Genomic DNA, 19,915 nt, shown 5'->3' on the forward strand with positions numbered 1-19,915 from the left:
AAACAGTTTGTTATTTGTATCACGCACGCACCACCCGCTCATCTCCACCCCCACAAGATCTCGTCGGCAGCGTCAGATGTGTAAAAGAGACGGGTGTAGTGACCCTGGACGGCCGAAAAACAGCCGAGCCGTTGGTGAGTCAGGCTGACGCTGACATGGCAGAAAAACTCGCCACCGCTTTGATGGAGGAGGTCAATGTACACGCTACCAGCCGTTACATGCCGTCTTCCTTCGGCACAGTCCATGACATTCCAACTCACTCAACATTCGGGCAGCTTTGGTCACAGCTGACGCACGCACTCAAAAACGAGCCGTTCGCGACGTTTGCGAAAAATAACAACATCAACCTTTCAAACCTGAAACTAACGCCTTCCGGATTTCTGGATGGCACCATTAACGGCAAACGCAGCAGTTTTTCCAAATACGACGATGGCTTCGAGGAAGCTGCTGTCAACGTCTTCAAGGTTGTGCGCAAACTCTCTACGAACAACGTCCCGATTCTGTATATCGGCGAACACACCGCCACCACCCATGCCGTCGGTGCTTTTTACGCCATGAGGGTTCCGACGACGAAGGCCGAAGCACTGGAGCAAATCCGGGTGTTGCAGGATATCAAGACATTCCCATCGATACTTGTTCCTGCAGGCAATGCTGCGCGGCCCCACCGACAGGACGTTCAGCACGTCAGGCATATGCGGGATGAAGCCATACAGAACCTTGCGCTGCAGGTCATGCTTGAGCCTGGCAAGTTCACCCAGGCACAACGCCCGGACGTCGTGCAGCCGCCGGCGCCGCCCGGCAGCGCAGAGCCGGCCACTACACCGGTCCAAACCTCGAGCGCCACCACTGACCCCGTCGCAGATATTGCCCGTCGCCAGTTTGCCGGTGAGCCCAACGTTTACTCGGTGGTCGCTCGAGTGCTCAGCGACAGGCTGAAGGAAGCCTCTCCAGGGCTGGATTTCGACATCAACCAGATTGCCATTGAAACGCCCGATCCGGACAATCCCTCCAAACCCAAGCGCACACAATTGATGGCACTTGCCTTCGACTACCTGACTGGCGGTGACGCCCCAGACTTCCTCGATTCCGCCAGGGCGTTTGACACGCGTCCCGATCGACTGGCACGCACGGGCACCGCTGCCGACACTCCGCTAGACCTCGACTTTTCAGCTCTGAGCGGCGTCATGGGTGCGCTGCCGGACCGACTGAACCAGGCCTATGAGGCAAATTTGCGTGAGTACTGGGCCAAACCTGCGTTCAACACGGGCATTGATACCGGTGCCGTTTTCAGCGGCAGTCACCGGACGTTGGTAAGCCGCATTCTGAAAAGCAACCTGCAGCTGGCCAGCCTTAAACAATCCGGCCTGGATGATGAACAGCGCAAGACCATCGACATGGTCGTGAGGCATCCCGAAGGCGCCACGCGCCCCGCCCCACTTGACCCCAACTCATCGGGCGCCACCGTCTACAGCCTGGCCGACTCCGCACCGAACATGGTGGTTCATCGCTACCTGGCGCAAGCCAATCGCGACATCCTGCTGCTGGTGGAGCCCAACGGCAAAATCACTCCCTTCAACAGTTGGGATGAGCTCGAAAGCCTGGGCGGTTCAAAGGAAGAGATGACCGGCAATCTGTTCGATGGCCAGGCCGACGTCCTCATCAATCGGCATCTCGGCAGCAGTCTGATTTCCCCTGCCTCCCCACGTGGCCCGGACAGTTCGGTGCAGGAGCCGCCCACACTGCCCGACTGGATGAGCAACGCAGGCGAGGCCGAGCGTTTCATCATGCATGAACTCAGCCTGGGACTGGCCAGTTTCAACCAACTGAACGAAGGCCGCAGCTACAACAGCGATATCAAGGACATCCACACGTTCGCCCAGCAGCAATTCGACTTTTTGCCCAGAAGCAAAAAACTCACGGCGCACCCCGCGGCTAAACTCGAGGTGGTCTTCAAAGTCGCTTATGGGGCACAGGGTACCGCCGGGGAAATCGTCCGCCAGACCATGAGCCTGACAGACATGCTCCTCAATAACTTGTCAGGATTACCCAGCGGCCAGATTGAGGTCTTTTACAATACAGGGCTCAAGTATAAAGGCTCTGACTTCAAAGTCAGGGTGCCGGAGCTGGAGAAAGAAGGCGTACTCAAGCAGTTGGTCGACGACCTTGATATCGGCAAAACCTACCCTGACTTGCTGAGGAAAAAACTGCTTGACGACCCAACCGAAAAAGCCCGGCGCCAGGCACTGTTCGCTCAGCAAGTACCGCTGGAGCTGCAGTTCAAGGCGCTGGAACTGAGCATCAAGGCAGAGTCCGGTTTCAACACCACGGGTTTTCGCTACGTTCAGGAGCTATTCAAGCCAGGCCCTGGCCCCAGGATCGTTGATGGCCAGGAAATCGTGATCCGACCGCTGGCGTTCGATAACCGGGCCAATGGGAAAACCGATGTGGTCGAAGGCGCCTATCTGATCGAACCCAAGGACAGCACGAACGGCCCGCACATCCTGTACCGCCCCCTGATGGGCGATGCGTCGTTGATGCAGTTTCCAACCCGCCAGGCGCTGCTGGAAGCCATACAGAACAAAGGCAAGCTGCAAAACGACATCCTCGCCTGGTTGCCTGACGAACAGACCCGCAACACCTACAGTGGCAACGGTTTCAAACATCCAAACCTGGTGATATTCGGTTTAAACCTGGGCTCTATCCCGATGAACAAAACTATTCCCTTGGCCATGGATACCCGCCTGCAACAGACGCTGCAGGCGGGAACATTGATGAACCACCTGTACGAAGCCAACGCCCGCAGCTTGATCACCTTGGCCGGACAGCAATCGACATCCGACGCACAAAGCCGCTGGGCGAGCCTCAAGGAAGGTGGCTTCCTGTTGCTCAATTCTGTCCTGCCAGTATTGCGCGGGCCCGGTGCCATGCTCGGCTTGATGATGCAGTCCCAGGGCATAATCAATGACCTGGGCGTCCTGCTCGATGATGACGCGCAAAATAAAGAGGCGGCCCTGACGGACCTGCTGGTCAACCTGACGACGTTGCTCGCCCAGTTCAAGGAGCTCTCATTGTCGGAGCCTTCAGCCGTCACCTCAAACAGGCCGGCAACCAACACCAGCGTATTGATCGACGGCGATGCACGCCTTACCCCGCCGCCACAACGCTTTCGAATGGGAGGCCCGCTGGAAAAGATCACACCTGTGGACGGTGAGATCCAGACCAATGTAGATACTTACAATCGTAAAGGTGAGGAAGTTAAACGCTTGAATATCGTCGGTCACGCGGCCAAGCCTGAAGGCGAGCAAGGAGCGATGATTGTCGGGGAGGATGAAAAACTCCTTACTGCTGAAGACGTTTATAATGAACTTGTCGCCCGTGGCATTGATATCAGGGACTATTCGGAAGTGCGTTTGCTGGTCTGTTACTCCGCCAAGGGCGGTGATAACTCACTGGCATCACAACTGCACGCGCTTACTGGCGTGCCGGTCAAGGGTTATGAAGGCTCGGTAGTCGTGGGCTACAAATCCAATGCGGACATAGATCCTGAGGACATCTACAAAACCGCCCTTGCAAAATACAAGGCAAAGTACCCAAGATTTTCTAAAGCCGACATTATCGAATTGGCAGAGATGGAGTTAAACAAACAACTGAAAGACGTTGATATGTTTACCCACGTGGAAAAACAGAGTGGCAAAAAAGTAAATGTTAACTGGGGCACTATTAAAGAACCTCTTTGGGAAGAGATCGAAGTCGATTACCGGCCCAAGCGTTTCGGCTCGTCCAAGAAACGAACAAGTGCGCCCCCTGCCGAAATTCAAACTCCTTCGAAAGAACTTAACACCCTGGGTGAATACAAGGACTTCAAGGAACTACCCGAGCCTGAAAAAATTAAAAACAGTATTGCCTTTACCCCCTCTGAAGACGGCCAGTATGAGTACTTTCTGGATCGACCAGCGGGCAGTAATGAAATCCGATTAAACATCATTGGGCATGGCGACAAAGGTGGAGTGACCTTCAAAAGCAACTTGAAAAATGCGCAGTCTTATTCACCCGAAGCGTTCGCTGGACTGATCGCGCCCATGCTGGAAAAAACCAGCGCTACCCAAATCAGAATGATCAGTAGTAAATCCGGCAGTACAGGTTTCGCTGAAGAGTTATCCAAACGCTTGAACGTTCCCGTGAAGGCCCCCGTCGGTACTGTCACACAATTCGAAGTCATGAAGGACAGGTATTGGATTTTGGAAAAGCTCCCCAACCCACGTCGACCCCATGACCATGAGTGGAAAATCTTTACTCCCCCCGCCTCCGCCAGCTCGCGAGCTTTGAGGTTATGAGCCCGCGCGCAGGGCGGCGCACCCGTTGACTGAGCAGAGCCTGGCTTGAGCAAGCGCCCACCCGTCTGAACTGGTAGATGTGACAGTTCCCTGGATCACGGCGATTGTGAACTCTGGCTCTGTGAATAGTCCATTGGAGCCCCGTCATGAAGAAAACAGCCACCCCTCGTGCAATCAATGAGTTCAGCCGCTTTGAAATACCCGGAGAGACCTTCGGCTGGACCGGCGAAGGCCAGATACGTATCGACAATTACGACAAACAAAGTCGCTGGTTCTCGACATCGGTCAATAGAGACTGGGGCAAAGCGCTGACCGGGGCCGCCGACGTTGAAGTGGTCATCAGGCTGCGCGGCGAACAAGCCGGTGAAACACTCATCGCCGTTCATCCGGAGGGAACAGGACGGCTCAACGACATATCAGTCGAAAAGCCAAGCCTTTATCGGTTCTACATCAGGTCCACGGCGACCGGCGAAGTGTGGGTAAGCTTCAAATTTGACTCCAACCGGAAAATGGTGATCGAGAGCATCAGCGTGCTGGGGCCCGTTCGAAAAAAAACCACTAAAGCACCCATACACCCCTGACGGTCTGTTCACCACGCAAACTGGGCGAGCAATTTGCTCAGCAGGCCAATATGGCGCAAGGCATTCTGCGCTCCGGAGCCAACGAGCCGGTCGAACTCAATGCGGTATGCCAGAACGGTAGCTGGTATGCCTATGACGCGAAAGCACAGGCAGGTTATGGGCCTGTGCTGGAAGGCTTTGTATCGGATACATCGTCAGCCGTTTGGCTGGGGAGTGCCTATAAATAGCAAATAGGCATTACCCCTCTTCGGGTGCCTGATCCGCGCTCGAAGATTCTCAGTGCAAAAAAGTATCAGTCCCAGTGCTCCCAAGGATTTGTCACCGCCGCTTTTGAAGGCTGTAATCAACGCACACTCTTCCTGACTCCTTGTAGGAAGACACAACAACAATAACCGTCCTTCTGTAGCCCCCTGGGCGCGGAAATGGAGTGCGCGATGAAGTTCACAGTAAAAACCCTGCTTGCCTGTTCTTGCATGACTGCATGCATGACCCTCAGCGCCGTCAGCCTTGGCGCGCAAACCCTGACCATTGCCACCGTCAACAACAGCGACATGATCCGCATGCAGAAGCTCTCGAAAACCTTCGAGGCCGAGCACCCGGAGATCAAGCTGAACTGGGTGGTGCTCGAAGAAAACGTGTTGCGCCAACGGCTGACTACCGACATCGCTACCCAGGGCGGGCAGTTCGATGTATTGACCATCGGCATGTACGAAGCCGCACTGTGGGGCGCCAAGGGTTGGCTGGAGCCGATGAAAGACCTGCCGGCTTCCTATGACCTTGATGACGTGTTCCCTTCGGTGCGTGACGGTTTGTCCGTCAAAGGCTCCTTGTATGCCCTGCCGTTCTACGCCGAAAGCTCGATCACCTATTACCGCACCGACCTGTTCAAGGACGCCGGGCTGAGCATGCCTGAGCACCCGACCTGGAGCCAGATCGGCGAATTCGCCGCCAAGCTCACCGACAAGTCCAAAGAACAATATGGCCTGTGCCTGCGCGGCAAAGCCGGTTGGGGTGAGAACATGGCGCTGATCACCACACTGGCCAACGGCTTCGGCGCGCGCTGGTTCGATGAGAAGTGGCAGCCGGAATTCAACGGCCCCGAGTGGAAGAACGCGCTGAATTTCTACGTCGACAACATGAAGAAATCCGGCCCGCCGGGTGCTTCCAGCAACGGCTTCAACGAGAACCTGGCACTGTTCAACAGCGGCAAGTGCGCGATCTGGGTGGATGCCAGCGTGGCGGGCTCGTTTGTTACCGACAAGAGCCAGAGCAAGGTCGCCGAGCATGTCGGCTTCACGTTTGCGCCCCACGAGAAGACCGACAAGGGCACGTCATGGCTGTATTCCTGGAGCCTGGCGATCCCGACCAGCTCCAAAGCCAAGGATGCCGCCAAGGTATTCACCAGTTGGGCCACCTCCAAGGAATACGGCCAACTTGTGGCCAAGACCGATGGCATCGCCAACGTACCACCGGGCACACGCACCTCGACCTACAGCGAGGAGTACATGAAGGCCGCGCCGTTCGCCAAGGTGACGCTGGAATCGCTGAAAGTGGCCGACCCCACCAAGCCGACCGAGAAACCGGTGCCGTATATCGGTATCCAGTTGGTGACCATTCCGGAATTCCAGGCGATTGGTACCCAGGTGGGCAAGTTCTTCTCGGGTGCGCTGACCGGTCAGCAGACCGTCGAGGCTGCATTGACCGCCGCGCAGACCACCACCGAGCGGGAAATGAAGCGGGCTGGTTACCCCAAGTAACCCCATAGCCTGTAGGAGCGAGCTTGCTCGCGAAGGTATTCCAAGCACATCGCGGTGTCGGATGTACCTTTTTCGCGAGCAAGCTCGCTCCTACAGGGCTTTTGCGCACCTGTCTCTATCTGGCCTTGATTATCATGAATACACCTCCAAAAAACCGCCTGGCCAACCCCGGCTGGTTTCTCGTCAGCCCCTCGGTGGCCTTGCTGCTGCTGTGGATGATCGTGCCGCTGGGCATGACCCTGTACTTTTCGCTGATCCGCTACAACCTGCTCTACCCCGGCGAAAACCAGTTCGTGGGGCTGGAAAACTTCAGCTACTTCATCACCGACTCGGGGTTCCTGCCTGGCGCCACCAATACCCTATTGCTGGTAGGCAGCGTATTGCTGATCAGCGTGGTGTTCGGCGTGTTGATCAGTGCGCTGCTGGAGGCCAGTGAGTTCCTGGGGCGCGGCATCGTGAGGGTGATGCTGATTTCGCCGTTCTTCATCATGCCCACCGTCGGCGCGCTGATCTGGAAGAACCTGATTTTTCACCCGGTGTCGGGGATTCTCGCCGCCGTGTGGAAGTTCTTCGGCGCCGAACCGGTGGACTGGCTGGCGCATTACCCGCTGCTGTCGATCATCATCATTGTGTCGTGGCAATGGCTGCCCTTTGCGATCCTGCTGCTGATGACCGCGATGCAGTCGCTAGACCAAGAGCAAAAGGAAGCGGCACGCCTGGACGGTGCCGGCGCCATTGCGATTTTCTGGCACCTGACCCTGCCCCACCTGGCCCGCCCGATTGCCGTGGTGGTGATGATCGAAACCATCTTCCTGCTCTCGGTGTTCGCGGAAATCTTCACCACCACCAACGGTGGCCCCGGCTACGCCTCGACCAACCTCGCCTACCTGATCTACAACCAGGCGCTGGTGCAGTTCGACGTGGGCATGGCCTCGGCCGGCGGCTTGATTGCCGTGGTCATCGCCAATATCGCGGCGATCATCCTGGTGCGGATGATCGGCAAAAACCTGACTGACAAGCCTTGAGGGCCGCGCCATGACGCTTCAACAATCCCGCCGCCTGCAAAGCCTGTTGCTCGGCACGCTGGCCTGGGCCATTGCGATCCTGATTTTCTTCCCGATCTTCTGGATGGTGCTGACCAGTTTCAAGACCGAAATCGACGCGTTCGCCACGCCGCCGCAGTTCATCTTCACGCCGACGCTGGAGAACTACCTGCACATCAACGAGCGCAGCAACTACTTTGCCTACGCCTGGAACTCGGTGGTGATTTCGTTCAGCGCCACCGCCCTGTGCCTGCTGATTTCGGTACCGGCCGCCTACTCTATGGCGTTCTACGAAACCCAGCGCACCAAGGGCACGCTGCTGTGGATGCTGTCCACCAAGATGCTGCCGCCGGTGGGCGTACTGATGCCGATCTACCTGCTGGCCAAGAGCTTTGGCCTGTTGGATACGCGCATTGCGCTGATCATCATCTACACCCTGATCAACCTGCCGATTGTGGTGTGGATGGTGTACACCTACTTCAAGGATATCCCCAAGGACATCCTCGAAGCCGCCCGCCTGGACGGCGCCACCCTGTGGCAGGAAATGGTGCGCGTGCTGCTGCCAATCGCCAAGGGTGGCCTGGCGTCCACGGTACTGCTGTCGTTGATCCTGTGCTGGAACGAGGCGTTCTGGTCGCTGAACCTGACCTCCTCCAGCGCCGCGCCGTTGACCGCCTTGATCGCCTCCTACTCCAGCCCCGAAGGCTTGTTCTGGGCCAAGCTGTCCGCCGTCTCGACCCTGGCCTGCGCGCCGATCCTGATCTTTGGCTGGATCAGCCAGAAGCAGTTGGTACGCGGTTTGTCCTTTGGCGCCGTCAAATAATAATTCGAAAAGGAGGCCCATCATGGCCAACCTGAAAATCAAGAATCTGCAAAAAGGCTTCGAAGGTTTTTCCATCATCAAGGGCATCGACCTGGAAGTGAACGACAAGGAATTCGTGGTGTTCGTCGGCCCGTCGGGCTGTGGCAAATCCACCCTGCTGCGCCTGATCGCCGGCCTGGAAGAGGTCAGCGACGGCACCATCGAACTCGATGGCCGCGACATCACCGAAGTCACCCCGGCCAAGCGCGACCTGGCCATGGTGTTCCAGACCTACGCGCTGTACCCACACATGAGCGTGCGCAAGAACATGTCGTTTGCCCTGGACCTGGCGGGTGTCGACAAGAAGCTGGTCGAGAGCAAAGTCAGCGAAGCGGCACGCATCCTTGAGCTGGGGCCTTTGCTGGAGCGCAAGCCCAAGCAACTCTCGGGTGGCCAGCGCCAGCGCGTGGCGATTGGCCGAGCGATTGTGCGTAACCCGAAGATCTTCCTGTTCGACGAACCGCTGTCCAACCTCGACGCCGCACTGCGCGTGCAGATGCGCCTGGAGCTGGCGCGCCTGCATAAAGAACTGCAAGCGACCATGATCTACGTGACCCACGACCAGGTCGAAGCCATGACCCTGGCCGACAAGGTGGTGGTGCTCAACAGTGGGCGCATCGAACAGGTCGGCTCGCCGCTGGAGCTGTACCACCAGCCAGCCAACCTGTTTGTGGCCGGTTTTCTCGGCACGCCGAAGATGGGTTTCCTCAAGGGCCAGGTCATCCGCGTCGACAGCCAAGGCTGCGAGGTGCAACTGGACGCCGGCACCCTGATCAGCCTGCCGTTGAGCGGCGCCACCCTGAGCGTGGGCAGCGCGGTAACCCTGGGCATTCGCCCGGAACATCTGGAAATCGCCGCGCCAGGGCAAACCACCCTGACCGTGACCGCTGACGTTGGCGAGCGCCTGGGCAGCGACACCTTCTGCCACGTCATCACCCGCAACGGCGAACCGCTGACCATGCGTATCCGTGGCGACATGGCCAGCCAATACGGCGAAACGCTGCAGTTGCACCTGGACCCGGCGCACTGCCATCTGTTCGACACCGATGGCGTAGCCGTGGCCCGTCCACTGCGCGCTGCCGCCTGATTCCGTGAGTATTTCCAGATGAAATTGAATAAAGCCAACCTCACCCAACTGGCGCCCGAAGTGCAGGTGCCGACCTACGCGCTTGCCGATATCCGCCAGGGCATCGCGCACATTGGCGTCGGCGGTTTCCACCGTGCGCACCAGGCGTTCTACACCGATGCCCTGATGAACACCGGCGAGGACCTGGACTGGGGCATCTGCGGCGTCGGCCTGCGCAGTGAAGACCGCAAGGCCCGCGATGACCTGGCCGGCCAGGATTATTTGTTCACCCTGTATGAACTGGGCGACACCGACGACACGCAAGTGCGCGTGATCGGCTCGATCAGCGACATGCTGCTGGCCGAAGACGGCGCCCAGGCGCTCATCGATAAACTTGCCAGCCCCCAGATCCGCATCGTCTCGCTGACCATCACCGAAGGCGGCTACTGCATCGATGACAGCAACGGCGAGTTCATGGCCCACCTGCCGCAGATCCAGCATGACCTGGCGCACCCGAGGGCACCGAAAACCGTGTTCGGCTTTATCTGCGCTGCGCTCACCCAGCGCCGCGCAGCTGGCACCCCGGCCTTTACGGTGATGTCCTGCGATAACCTGCCTCACAACGGCGCCGTCACCCGCAAGGCCTTGCTGGCCTTCGCCGCCCTGCACGACGCGGGCCTGCATGACTGGATCAAGGCCAACGTGAGCTTCCCGAATGCCATGGTTGACCGCATCACGCCAATGACCAGCACCGCCCACCGCCTGCAACTGCACGACCAGCACGGGATCGACGATGCCTGGCCGGTGGTGTGCGAGCCGTTTGTGCAGTGGGTGCTGGAAGACAAATTCGTCAACGGCCGCCCGGCCTGGGAAAAGGTCGGCGTGCAGTTCACCGATGACGTCACGCCTTATGAAGAAATGAAGATCGGCCTGCTCAACGGCAGCCACCTGGCCCTCACGTACCTGGGGTTCCTCAAGGGCTACCGGTTCGTTCACGAGACCATGAACGACCCCCTGTTCGTGGCGTATATGCGCGCCTACATGGACCTGGACGTCACGCCGAACCTGGCGCCGGTACCTGGTATCGACCTGACCGAATACAAGCAGACCCTGGTGGATCGCTTTTCCAACCAGGCGATTGCCGACCAGTTGGAGCGCGTATGCTCCGATGGTTCATCGAAGTTTCCCAAGTTCACCGTGCCGACCATCAACCGCCTGATTGCCGACGGCCGCGACACGGACCGTGCCGCCCTGGTGGTGGCGGCCTGGGCGCTGTATTTGAAAGGCGTGGATGAAAACGGCGCGCACTACAGCATCCCGGACCCACGGGCAGCGTTCTGCCAGGAGCTGGTGAGCGATGACGCGCTGATCAGCCAGCGGTTGCTGGGGGTGGAAGAGATTTTTGGCACGGCTATTCCCAAGTCGGCGGCGTTTGTGGCAGCGTTCGAACGTTGCTACGAAAGCCTGCGCGACAAAGGCGTCACAGCCACACTGCAAAACCTCCTGAACAAACCGGATTAAACATGTGGGGCTGGCTTGCCTGCGATAGCGGTGGTCCAGTCAACCCTGCGGTGACTGCCAGACCGCTATCGCAGGCAAGCCAGCTCCCACATTGACCGTATTTTCAATCCAACAATAAGACTGCTGAGCACTCCATCATGACCCAGCAAAACCTCTACCTCGGCATCGACTGCGGCACCCAGGGCACCAAGGCCATCGTCCTCGATGCGTCCAGCGGCAAGGTGCTGGGCCTGGGCGCAGCGGCGCACACCTTGATCAGCGGCGCCAATGGCCGTCGTGAACAACACACCCAGGAGTGGCTGGACGCCTTCACCGCTGCCACCCATCGCGCCCTGCAACAGGCCGGCGTGGATGGCCAGGACATCCTCGGCATCGGCGTATCCGGCCAGCAACACGGCCTGGTGTTGCTGGATGATCAAGGCCAAGTGCTGCGCCCGGCCAAGCTGTGGTGCGACACCGAAACCACGGCAGAGAACGACCGGCTGCTGCACCATCTGGGCGGCGAACGCGGCTCTCTGGAGCGCCTGGGCGTGGCCATCGCACCAGGCTACACGGTGTCCAAGCTGCTCTGGACCCGTGAACAGCACCCGGACGTCTTCGCGCGCATTGCCCATATCCTGCTGCCCCACGACTACCTCAACTACTGGCTCACCGGCCGCGCCTGCGCCGAGTATGGCGATGCGTCGGGTACCGGTTACTTCAACGTGCGCCGCCGGGAATGGGATGTGGCGTTGCTCCAGCACATCGACCCCAGTGGCCGCCTGCAAGCCGCTTTGCCGACACTGATCGAGGCCGACCAAGCGGTGGGCACGATCCTGCCGGCCATTGCCGAGCGCCTGGGCATCAACCCCGACGCGGTGGTGTCCAGTGGTGGCGGTGACAATATGATGGGCGCCATTGGCACCGGCAATATCGCCCCCGGCGTGATCACCATGAGCCTGGGCTCGTCGGGCACCGTGTATGCCTTTGCCGACCAGCCAAACATCAGCCCCCAAGCCTCGGTGGCGACCTTCTGCTCCTCCAGCGGCGGTTGGCTGCCGCTGATCTGCACCATGAACCTGACTAACGCCACCGGGGTGATTCGCGAGCTGTTCGAACTGGACCTCGACACCTTCAACGCCCTGGTCGAACAGGCACCCATCGGCGCCGATGGCGTGAGCATGCTGCCGTTTCTCAACGGCGAACGCGTACCCGCCCTGCCCCACGCCACCGGCAGCCTGCAGGGCCTGACCATGACCAACCTGACCCGCGCCAACCTGTGCCGCGCGGTGGTCGAAGGCACCACCTTCGGCCTGCGTTATGGCCTGGACCTGCTGCGCCAGACCGGCCTGCAAAGCCAGAGCATCCGCCTGATCGGTGGCGGCTCGAAAAGCCCGCTGTGGCGGCAGATGGTCGCCGATATCATGCACACCGAAGTGGTGTGTACCGAACAGAGCGAGGCCGCCGCCCTGGGCGCGGCGATCCAGGCGGCGTGGTGCCAGAGCGGCGAACCGCTGGCCAGCCTGTGCGACAAATGCGTGAGCATTGACCCGGCCAGCCGCACCTTACCCGTGGCCGCCAATGTCAGTGCCTATCAACAAGCGTATCAGCGTTATCAACAGCACGTGGCAACCCTTTAAGAGCGAGCAACTATGTATCTGGTGTGTGGTGAAGCGCTGTTTGATTTCTTCAGCGAGGAGGATGCCAGCGGGCAGGCCGCCAAGCTCAATTACAAGGCGATTGCCGGTGGCTCGCCGTTCAACGTCGCGGTGGGTTTGCGCCGCCTGGGGATCGAGTCGGGGTTCTTCGCCGGCCTGTCCACCGATTACCTTGGACGGCGCTTGCAGCAAGTACTGAAAGACGAAGGTATCAGCGAACGCTTTCTGGTTGAGTTCGACGCGCCGACCACCCTGGCGATGGTAGCCGTGGGCGCCAATGGCTCGCCGCAGTACAGCTTTCGCGGCGAAGGGTGCGCCGACCGGCAATTGCAACTGACCCACTTGCCACCTTTGGGCGACGAGATTCGCGGGCTGCATGTGGGCTCGTTTTCGCTGGTGGTGCAACCGATTGGTGACACACTGCTCAGCCTGGTCAAGCGTGAAAGCGGCAAGCGCTTGATCAGCCTCGACCCCAACGTGCGCCTTAACCCGCAGCCCGATATTCACCTGTGGCGCGCACGCGTCGCAGAGCTGGTGCAACACGCCGACCTGATCAAGGTCAGCGACGAAGACCTTCACCTGCTCTACCCCGACCAGACACCGGAAAGCGTGCTGCAAGGTTGGCTACACCACCGCTGCCAACTGGTGTTCCTCACCCGTGGTGGCGACGGTGCATCGGTGTTCAGCCGCCAACATGGCACCTGGTCGCAACCTGCGGTCAAGGTGGTGATGGCCGATACGGTGGGCGCTGGTGATACCTTCCAGGCGGCGCTGATTGCGTGGCTCACGGAACAGCAGTTGGATTCGGTTGAGGGGCTGCAAAGCCTCAGTCGCGAGCAGATCGACGCCATGCTGGGCTTCGCGATTCGGGCTGCCGCACTGACCTGCGGCAAGACCGGCCCAGACCTGCCCTATCGTCAACAACTGGCTTGAGCTGAGCGGCCAAAAACTCAAAGTGCCATCACGCAGGCCACGTATTCCGTGGCCTGCGCGCCATGCATAAAAAATTGCGCTACTGGAAAACTGTGCTAAACCCAAAAACAGGAGCAGTTATTACAACAAACCCAGGACACACCCATGCAAAAGCCCAGTGGTTTCTCGACCCGGGCCGTTTTAGCTGTCGGCCTCATCTCACTGCAGTACATGATCCCTCAACCCTCTCATGCCGCCTGCGTTCTCACCCCGGGAACCGGTAACGATACCTACACGTGCGACAGCGGCAGCAGTCCCGGCCTTACCGACCTTTCCGGGGATAACCATCTGACCCTCCCCCCAGGCGGCACCGGCACCATCAACGGTAATGTCACCTTTGGCCCTGGCGTGGATACGGTGCGCATAGAGTCCGGGCAGATCACCGGCGCGGTGCAACAAGGGGCTGGCATCGATGACTTCGTCATGCTCGGTGGGCAAATACAGGCGCTGTTCCAGGGCGATGGGCTCGACACCTTCAGGATGGAGGGAGGCACCATCGTCGATGCCTTTGAGGACGGCGATGTGGCCTACCAGAGCGGTGGCACCATTGGCCGAGTGAATATGAAGCTGGACAAGAACCTTTATGACATGTCCGGAGGCGCCATCCTGGGCAACCTGGTCACCGGTTTTGATACTGACACCATCATCATTTCCGCTGGCAGCATCGGCGGCAATATCAGCACCAGCGGTGGTGACGACAGCATTACCGTGAGTGGCGGCGTGATCAGTGGTGAGATCCGTGCCAGCGTCGGCAACGACACTTTCCGGTGGCTTGACGGTGGGCAGATCAAGTCCTCGGTGTTGATGGGCGATGGTGACGACACCGCCCTGCTGCGCGGCTTGAATGAAAGCCTGCTGGCCACCACACCCTCCGTCGATGGTGGCCTGGGCAACGATGAATTGACCTTCGACACAACGACATCCAGCACCGCGGCCCGCTATATCGGCTGGGAGACCGTCAACCTCACCAACCACTCACGCCTGGACCTGGCCGGGGATTTTTTCCTCGGTGACAGTGGCAGCAATACCGGCACGTTCAACATCGACGGCAGCAGTACCCTGGCCGTGACCCAAGGCAGCATCCGCCCCTACACCGCCGGGCAACTGGCGACGCTCAATAACGCCGGCACTGTCGACATGACCACCGACAACAGCGCGACCAGCGTATTGACGGTGCATGGCAACTACGTGGGCAACAACGGCCAGTTGCACCTGCAGACCGTACTGGGCGCCGAAAACTCTGCCACCGACAAGCTGGTAGTGTCCGACGGCAGTATCAGCGGTCACACCCAACTGAGCGTCAGCAACCTCGGCGGCGTCGGCGGGCTAACGCAGAACAATGGCATCGAGGTGGTCCAGGCGCTCAACGGCGCCGTCAGCACCAACGATGCGTTCGCCTTGAAGGGCTCGGTCTCCGCCGGAGCTTATGAATACCTGCTGTTCAAGGGCGGCACCACCGCCAATACAGAAAACAGCTGGTTCCTTCGTTCCTCGGTGGTGGCCGTGCAACCGCCTGCGGTCCCACCCGTACCGCCGACACCGCCCGTGGTGGTGCCGGTGCCGCCGATACCCGCCACTCCACCTGTAGTGGATTCGGATGAACCTTCTGTGGAACCACCCACTGCGCAACCGCAGCCCCCGATCGAGCCTGCCGCGCCACCGCCCAGCCAAGTCGCCGCGGCCACGTCGCCGCAATCGGCGGCGAGTAACCCTGTGCTTCCCACCGCCGTGGCGGGTGCCGCGCCGATTCCACTGTATCGCCTGGAAGTTCCGGTCTACTCCGTAGACATCCCCGCAGCGCAACTGATGACGTTGCAGGCTCTGGGCACCTTCCATGAACGCCAGGGCGAGCAAAGCCTGCTGACCGAGACCGGTGCAGTGCCGGCAGGTTGGGGCCGCGCCTATGGCAGTGATTTCAACAAAAGCTGGTCGGGCACCGTGGCGCCGAGTTTTGACGGCACGGTCAAGGGCTATCAGGTTGGCCATGACCTTTACGCCGCCGAAACCAGCGGCGGGCAGACGCAACGCCTTGGCCTCTTTATCGGCCAGAGCCGCCTGCGCGGCGACGTGAAGGGCTTTGCAATGGGCTGGCAGAACCATCGCTCCGGGCGGGTCAAACTCGACGGCGACAACTTCGGCGCTTACTGGACACTCACCGATCCGACCGGCTGGTACGTCGACCTGGTGGCCATGGGTACCCGCCTGGATGGCGACAACAAGTCCGACCGAGGGGTGAAGATGGATACCAAGGGCCACGCCTTGGCGTTATCCGCCGAGGCCGGCTACCCGTTCAGGCTGTCCGAGCATTGGGAGATGGAACCTCAGGCCCAAGTCATCGGACAGAAGATCGATCTGGACAGTCAGCACGATGGCATTTCCAAGGTCTCTTTCGACTCCCAGGAGTATTGGACCGGCCGCATCGGCGCACGCCTCAAGGGCCGCTATCTGGTCAGCAACACACCCGTGGAGCCGTACCTACGGGCGAATGTCTGGCACACCTTCGGCGGTAGCGACACGGTGACGTTCGACAAGGTGGACCGGATCAAGAGCGATCACAAGTCCTCCACGGCTGATATTGGTGTCGGTGTTGTAGCTCAATTGTCATCCGCGTTCAGCGTTTATATGGAGGGTAACTATGGCACCCAACTGGACGACAACAACTTTGAGGGTGTCAGTGGCAATCTCGGCGTAAGAGTGCGCTGGTAAACAGGAAGGACGTCAACATTGGGCCTGGCAACTACCAGGCCCATGGGGTCAACTTACACTCAAGCATCCGCTAGTAATAACCGCGCGCGCCGGCTCGTTGCAGTACCGGTGCGTGGCTTTGCTTGAGGTCCTCACGCAACCCGGTGATCAGGTTGCAAATCGCTCGACTGCTGTCGAGCTTGTCAGGGTGTATACCTTTGACTTCCAAATCCACCCGGTCCCGGTCGCGGTCGTCGTAGACCTTGATCGTCAACGAGGCATCTTCGGCTTTGGTGCATTCGCACCGTTTAGGCAGGAAACTTCCTTCAATGATGCTGCGAAGCTCTAGTTCTGAAAGCATGGCTAACCTCTCCTTTTTTGAGACTGCCAACAGTTATATGTATCCGACAGGCACTTGCCTGCCACGTCTTGCCAACCCTGGAAGACGCTTTCAATCAGTAAGCCTACTCGGCAAAAACTGTGGTGGTTGTAACCTTTCCTCATAAGCAAACCGCTTGCTCATATTAAAGAAGACAACCTGTTTGGCATCATCGTCGAACTACATCGATTAAACGTTTAACCCGCAGCGTGGGGACCGGCGTTTATGTGGAAATCCTTTTTTCGGCAACATATCGCAACCAATCAACCCATCACCGTTCAGCCGAAGGCGGTTTGCGATAAACATACGAAACATATACGATTCGTATATCAATTAAACACAGTGAACCTTATGGGCATCGTCAAGATCACCGATCAGCTGCACGAACAACTGCGCCTGGCCAGCGCCGCCATGGACCGCTCCATCAACGCCCAGGCCGAGTTCTGGATCAAGATCGGCCTGCTCGCCGAACTCAACCCGCACCTGCCCTACAACGAGCTGATCAACAAGCTGTTGCTGGACAAACCCGACCTGATCCGAGGGCGCAGCTGATGATCAAGACTCCCGCACAATTGGCCGTAATGCGTGAAGCCGGGCGCCTGTTGGCGCAAGTCTTCGACATGCTCGACGGCTTCGTCGCCGCCGGCCGCTCTACCCTGGAGCTGGACAGCGCCGTCGAAGCCTTCATCCGCAATGACCTCAAGGCCCGCCCTGCCAGCCTTGGGCAGTACGACTACCCCTTCTGCATCAACACCTCGATCAACGAAGTGGTGTGCCACGGCATGCCCAGCGCCAAGCAATTGCTCAAGGACGGCGACATCATCAACATCGACATCACCCTGGAAAAAGGCGGCTTCATTGCCGACTCCAGCAAGATGTACATGATCGGCAACGTGACGCCCAAGGCCAGGCGCCTGGTGGACATGACCTTCGAGGCGATGTGGGCCGGTATACGCCAGGTCAAGCCCGGGGCGCGTCTGGGCGATATCGGCCATGCTATCCAGAGCCATGCGCAAGCCAACGGCTACAGCGTGGTGCGCGAATACTGCGGCCACGGCATCGGCCGACAAATGCACGAAGAACCGCAAATTCTGCACTTCGGCCGGCCGGGCACCGGCCTGGAACTGCGCGAAGGCATGGTGTTTACCATCGAACCGATGCTTAACCAGGGCAGCGCCAAAACCCGCAGCCTGAAAGACGGCTGGACGGTAGTCACCAAGGACAACAGCCTCTCGGCGCAATGGGAACATACCGTGGCGGTGACGGCGGATGGGTTTGAGGTGTTGACCTTGCAAGCCACTCAAAACCTTCACACCTTGTAGGAGCGAGCTTGCTCGCGAAGGCCTCAAGGACTGCGCGTTAAACCAGGCTACCCACTTCTTCGTTGACGTTTTTCGCGAGCGAGCTCGCTCCTACAGTGGCCTTGGCTTCAAGCTCGCGCACCAGCGGCAATACGCGTTTGCCGAAATACTCCACTTCTTCCTGGAAGTGCAGAAAGCCTGCCAGCACCAAGTCCACACCCACGGCCTTGAGTGCCACGATGCGCTCGGCGATCTGCTGCGGGGTGCCGATCAGGTTGGTCTTGAAGCCATCGTTGTATTGCACCAGGTCCTCAAAGCTGGACTTGGCCCAGTTCCCCTCGCCCTCCGGCGACGCCTTGCCCGCTTGCCTGGCCGCGTCACCAAAGGCGTTGACCGCCTCCGGGTCGGCTTGGTCGATGATCTGTGCCAGCACCGCACGTGCCTCCTCCTCCGTGTCGCGGGCGATCACGAAGGCGTTCACGCCCACCTTCACCGAATGCTGGTTGGCAGCGGCCTTGGCGCGGATATCATCGACCTGGGCCTTGACCCCTTCAGACGTGTTGCCATTGGTGAAATACCAATCCGACACCCGCGCCGCCATGTCCCGAGCCGCCCGCGAACTGCCACCCTGGAAGATTTCCGGCTGGCCCAGGGGTTTGGGCTTGAGGGTGTATTGGTTGAACCGATAGAAATCGCCCTTGAAGGTGAAATCGTCCTGGGTCCAGATGCCTTTGAGAGCACGGATAAACTCTTCGGAACGCCGATAGCGCTCATCATGCTCCAACCAATGCTCGCCAATGGCCTGGAACTCGCCCTTGAACCAGCCACTGACGATATTCACTGCAATACGGCCATTGGTCAGTTGGTCGATGGTCGCCAATTGCTTGGCCGCCAACGCCGGTTGCCACGGCCCGGGCAGGATCGCCGCGATGACCTTGAGGGTGGTGGTCGCCGCCAGCAACGCATGGCTGAACGCCACAGACTCATGCTGGTTCTCGGCACCGTAACCTGCGGTGAAGCGAATCTGCGTCAAGCCATACTCAAAACCCGCCGCCTCCGCCAGTTGCGCCAGTTTGCGGTTGTAATCAATTCCCCAGTGGGTGCGTTGTTCAATCTTGCTGACGACCAACCCACCGCTGACGTTGGGCACCCAATAGGCAAATTTCACGGCTTGCTGACTCATCGGACGGTACCTCGTACAGGGGATTTACAAGGGCTTACGCAGCAAGCGTGCCAGGGGCAGGCAAATGCCCGTAGCCTGGGGGTTGCGGAAAAAAAGGGGGATTGAAGCGATGGCTTGCCAGTGTCTGGGATCGCAGCAGTTTGTGGATCTGCTGTTGCTGGAGCAACAGTTGCGACCAGCACCAAGCGTAACCACGATGCGAAGCGAGTCGCTCTTGATCTTGCTCTTGATCTGCTTTTGATCTTAAGCGCCCCGTTAAACCACGCTGGCCGGAATTCGACAGGGATTTGGGGGGTAAACCGGCAGGGATGCCGGTTTAGCTGCCCCGCGCCATGGATGGCGCGTGGCGGCGGCCCCCCAAATCACTGGCGGATTACGGGCACACCGAGCCTGAGCGAGGTGCCGAGTGGTGGGGCAAGAGCCCTTTTGGTTACTTTTGGGGCTCTTTTCCAAAAGTGACCCGCTGTTGAACTGCCCCCCAAAAGTTGGACAGGAGACGCTATTGATTTAGTGCCTGGGTCCGAAACTGTACCGGACTCAAGCCATTCAGTCTGAGGCTTATGCGGTCTTGGTTGTAGTAGGTGATGTAATCCT

General features: G+C 59.2%; 15 protein-coding genes. 12 read left to right on the forward strand and 3 right to left on the reverse strand.

Going from position 1 to position 19,915, the window contains the following annotated elements:
* Positions 1–98 precede the first annotated feature (98 nt).
* From GIV26_RS26580 to GIV26_RS26625, 10 genes are all read left to right on the forward strand, one after another.
* Positions 99–4,334 carry a dermonecrotic toxin domain-containing protein gene (locus tag GIV26_RS26580; protein WP_236282857.1) on the forward strand — a complete coding sequence of 1,412 codons (4,236 nt, stop codon included), beginning with the start codon at positions 99–101 and terminating at the stop codon, positions 4,332–4,334.
* Positions 4,335–4,480: 146 nt separating this feature from the next.
* Positions 4,481–4,915: a hypothetical protein gene (locus GIV26_RS26585; protein ID WP_236282859.1), complete on the forward strand. Its 435-nt coding sequence runs from the start codon at positions 4,481–4,483 to the stop codon at positions 4,913–4,915.
* Between the two features lie 434 nt (positions 4,916–5,349).
* Positions 5,350–6,672 (forward strand): ABC transporter substrate-binding protein, encoded by a 1,323-nt coding sequence (locus tag GIV26_RS26590; RefSeq protein ID WP_054897451.1) that lies wholly within the window; start codon positions 5,350–5,352, stop codon positions 6,670–6,672.
* 134 nt (positions 6,673–6,806) lie between these two features.
* Positions 6,807–7,697 carry a carbohydrate ABC transporter permease gene (locus GIV26_RS26595; RefSeq protein ID WP_034127650.1) on the forward strand — a complete coding sequence of 297 codons (891 nt, stop codon included), beginning with the start codon at positions 6,807–6,809 and terminating at the stop codon, positions 7,695–7,697.
* A 10-nt stretch (positions 7,698–7,707) separates the two neighbouring features.
* Positions 7,708–8,538 (forward strand): carbohydrate ABC transporter permease, encoded by an 831-nt coding sequence (locus GIV26_RS26600; protein ID WP_005788583.1) that lies wholly within the window; start codon positions 7,708–7,710, stop codon positions 8,536–8,538.
* Positions 8,539–8,560: 22 nt separating this feature from the next.
* On the forward strand, positions 8,561–9,664 hold the full coding sequence (locus GIV26_RS26605) for an ABC transporter ATP-binding protein (RefSeq protein ID WP_072447853.1): 1,104 nt from the start codon (positions 8,561–8,563) through the stop codon (positions 9,662–9,664).
* A gap of 18 nt (positions 9,665–9,682) precedes the next feature.
* A complete protein-coding gene (locus tag GIV26_RS26610; protein WP_236282861.1) occupies positions 9,683–11,164 on the forward strand; it encodes a mannitol dehydrogenase family protein in 1,482 nt (493 codons plus the stop codon).
* 137 nt (positions 11,165–11,301) lie between these two features.
* Positions 11,302–12,783 carry a xylulokinase gene (xylB, locus tag GIV26_RS26615; protein ID WP_236282862.1) on the forward strand — a complete coding sequence of 494 codons (1,482 nt, stop codon included), beginning with the start codon at positions 11,302–11,304 and terminating at the stop codon, positions 12,781–12,783.
* Positions 12,784–12,795: 12 nt separating this feature from the next.
* Positions 12,796–13,734 (forward strand): carbohydrate kinase family protein, encoded by a 939-nt coding sequence (locus GIV26_RS26620; protein ID WP_057977211.1) that lies wholly within the window; start codon positions 12,796–12,798, stop codon positions 13,732–13,734.
* Positions 13,735–13,878: 144 nt separating this feature from the next.
* Entirely contained in the window at positions 13,879–16,479 is a 2,601-nt protein-coding gene (locus GIV26_RS26625) for an autotransporter family protein (RefSeq protein ID WP_236282864.1), read from the forward strand.
* Positions 16,480–16,549: 70 nt separating this feature from the next.
* On the opposite strand, the gene GIV26_RS26630 is transcribed toward GIV26_RS26625, so the two are convergent.
* The gene (locus tag GIV26_RS26630) at positions 16,550–16,819 is read right to left on the reverse strand and encodes a DUF1652 domain-containing protein (protein WP_054897458.1); all 270 of its coding nucleotides are present in this window, start codon (positions 16,817–16,819) and stop codon (positions 16,550–16,552) included.
* A 369-nt stretch (positions 16,820–17,188) separates the two neighbouring features.
* On the opposite strand from GIV26_RS26630, the gene GIV26_RS26635 reads away from it, so the two are divergent.
* Entirely contained in the window at positions 17,189–17,389 is a 201-nt protein-coding gene (locus GIV26_RS26635; protein ID WP_003190946.1) for a ParD-like family protein, read from the forward strand.
* Positions 17,389–18,159 carry a type I methionyl aminopeptidase gene (gene map / locus GIV26_RS26640; protein ID WP_236282866.1) on the forward strand — a complete coding sequence of 257 codons (771 nt, stop codon included), beginning with the start codon at positions 17,389–17,391 and terminating at the stop codon, positions 18,157–18,159. Before GIV26_RS26635 ends, map begins: the two co-directional genes overlap by 1 nt.
* A gap of 37 nt (positions 18,160–18,196) precedes the next feature.
* Here map and sfnG read toward each other — a convergent pair whose 3' ends face one another.
* Together sfnG and GIV26_RS26650 are read right to left on the reverse strand one after the other, a co-directional pair.
* The gene (gene sfnG / locus GIV26_RS26645; protein WP_236282868.1) at positions 18,197–19,321 is read right to left on the reverse strand and encodes a dimethylsulfone monooxygenase SfnG; all 1,125 of its coding nucleotides are present in this window, start codon (positions 19,319–19,321) and stop codon (positions 18,197–18,199) included.
* A gap of 499 nt (positions 19,322–19,820) precedes the next feature.
* The coding region (locus GIV26_RS26650; RefSeq protein WP_213152959.1) for an IS3 family transposase at positions 19,821–19,915 on the reverse strand (95 nt) is incomplete at its 5' end.

The organism is Pseudomonas sp. PA-1-3F (assembly GCF_021609665.1).
Classification (GTDB): Bacteria; Pseudomonadota; Gammaproteobacteria; order Pseudomonadales; family Pseudomonadaceae; genus Aquipseudomonas; species Aquipseudomonas paracarnis.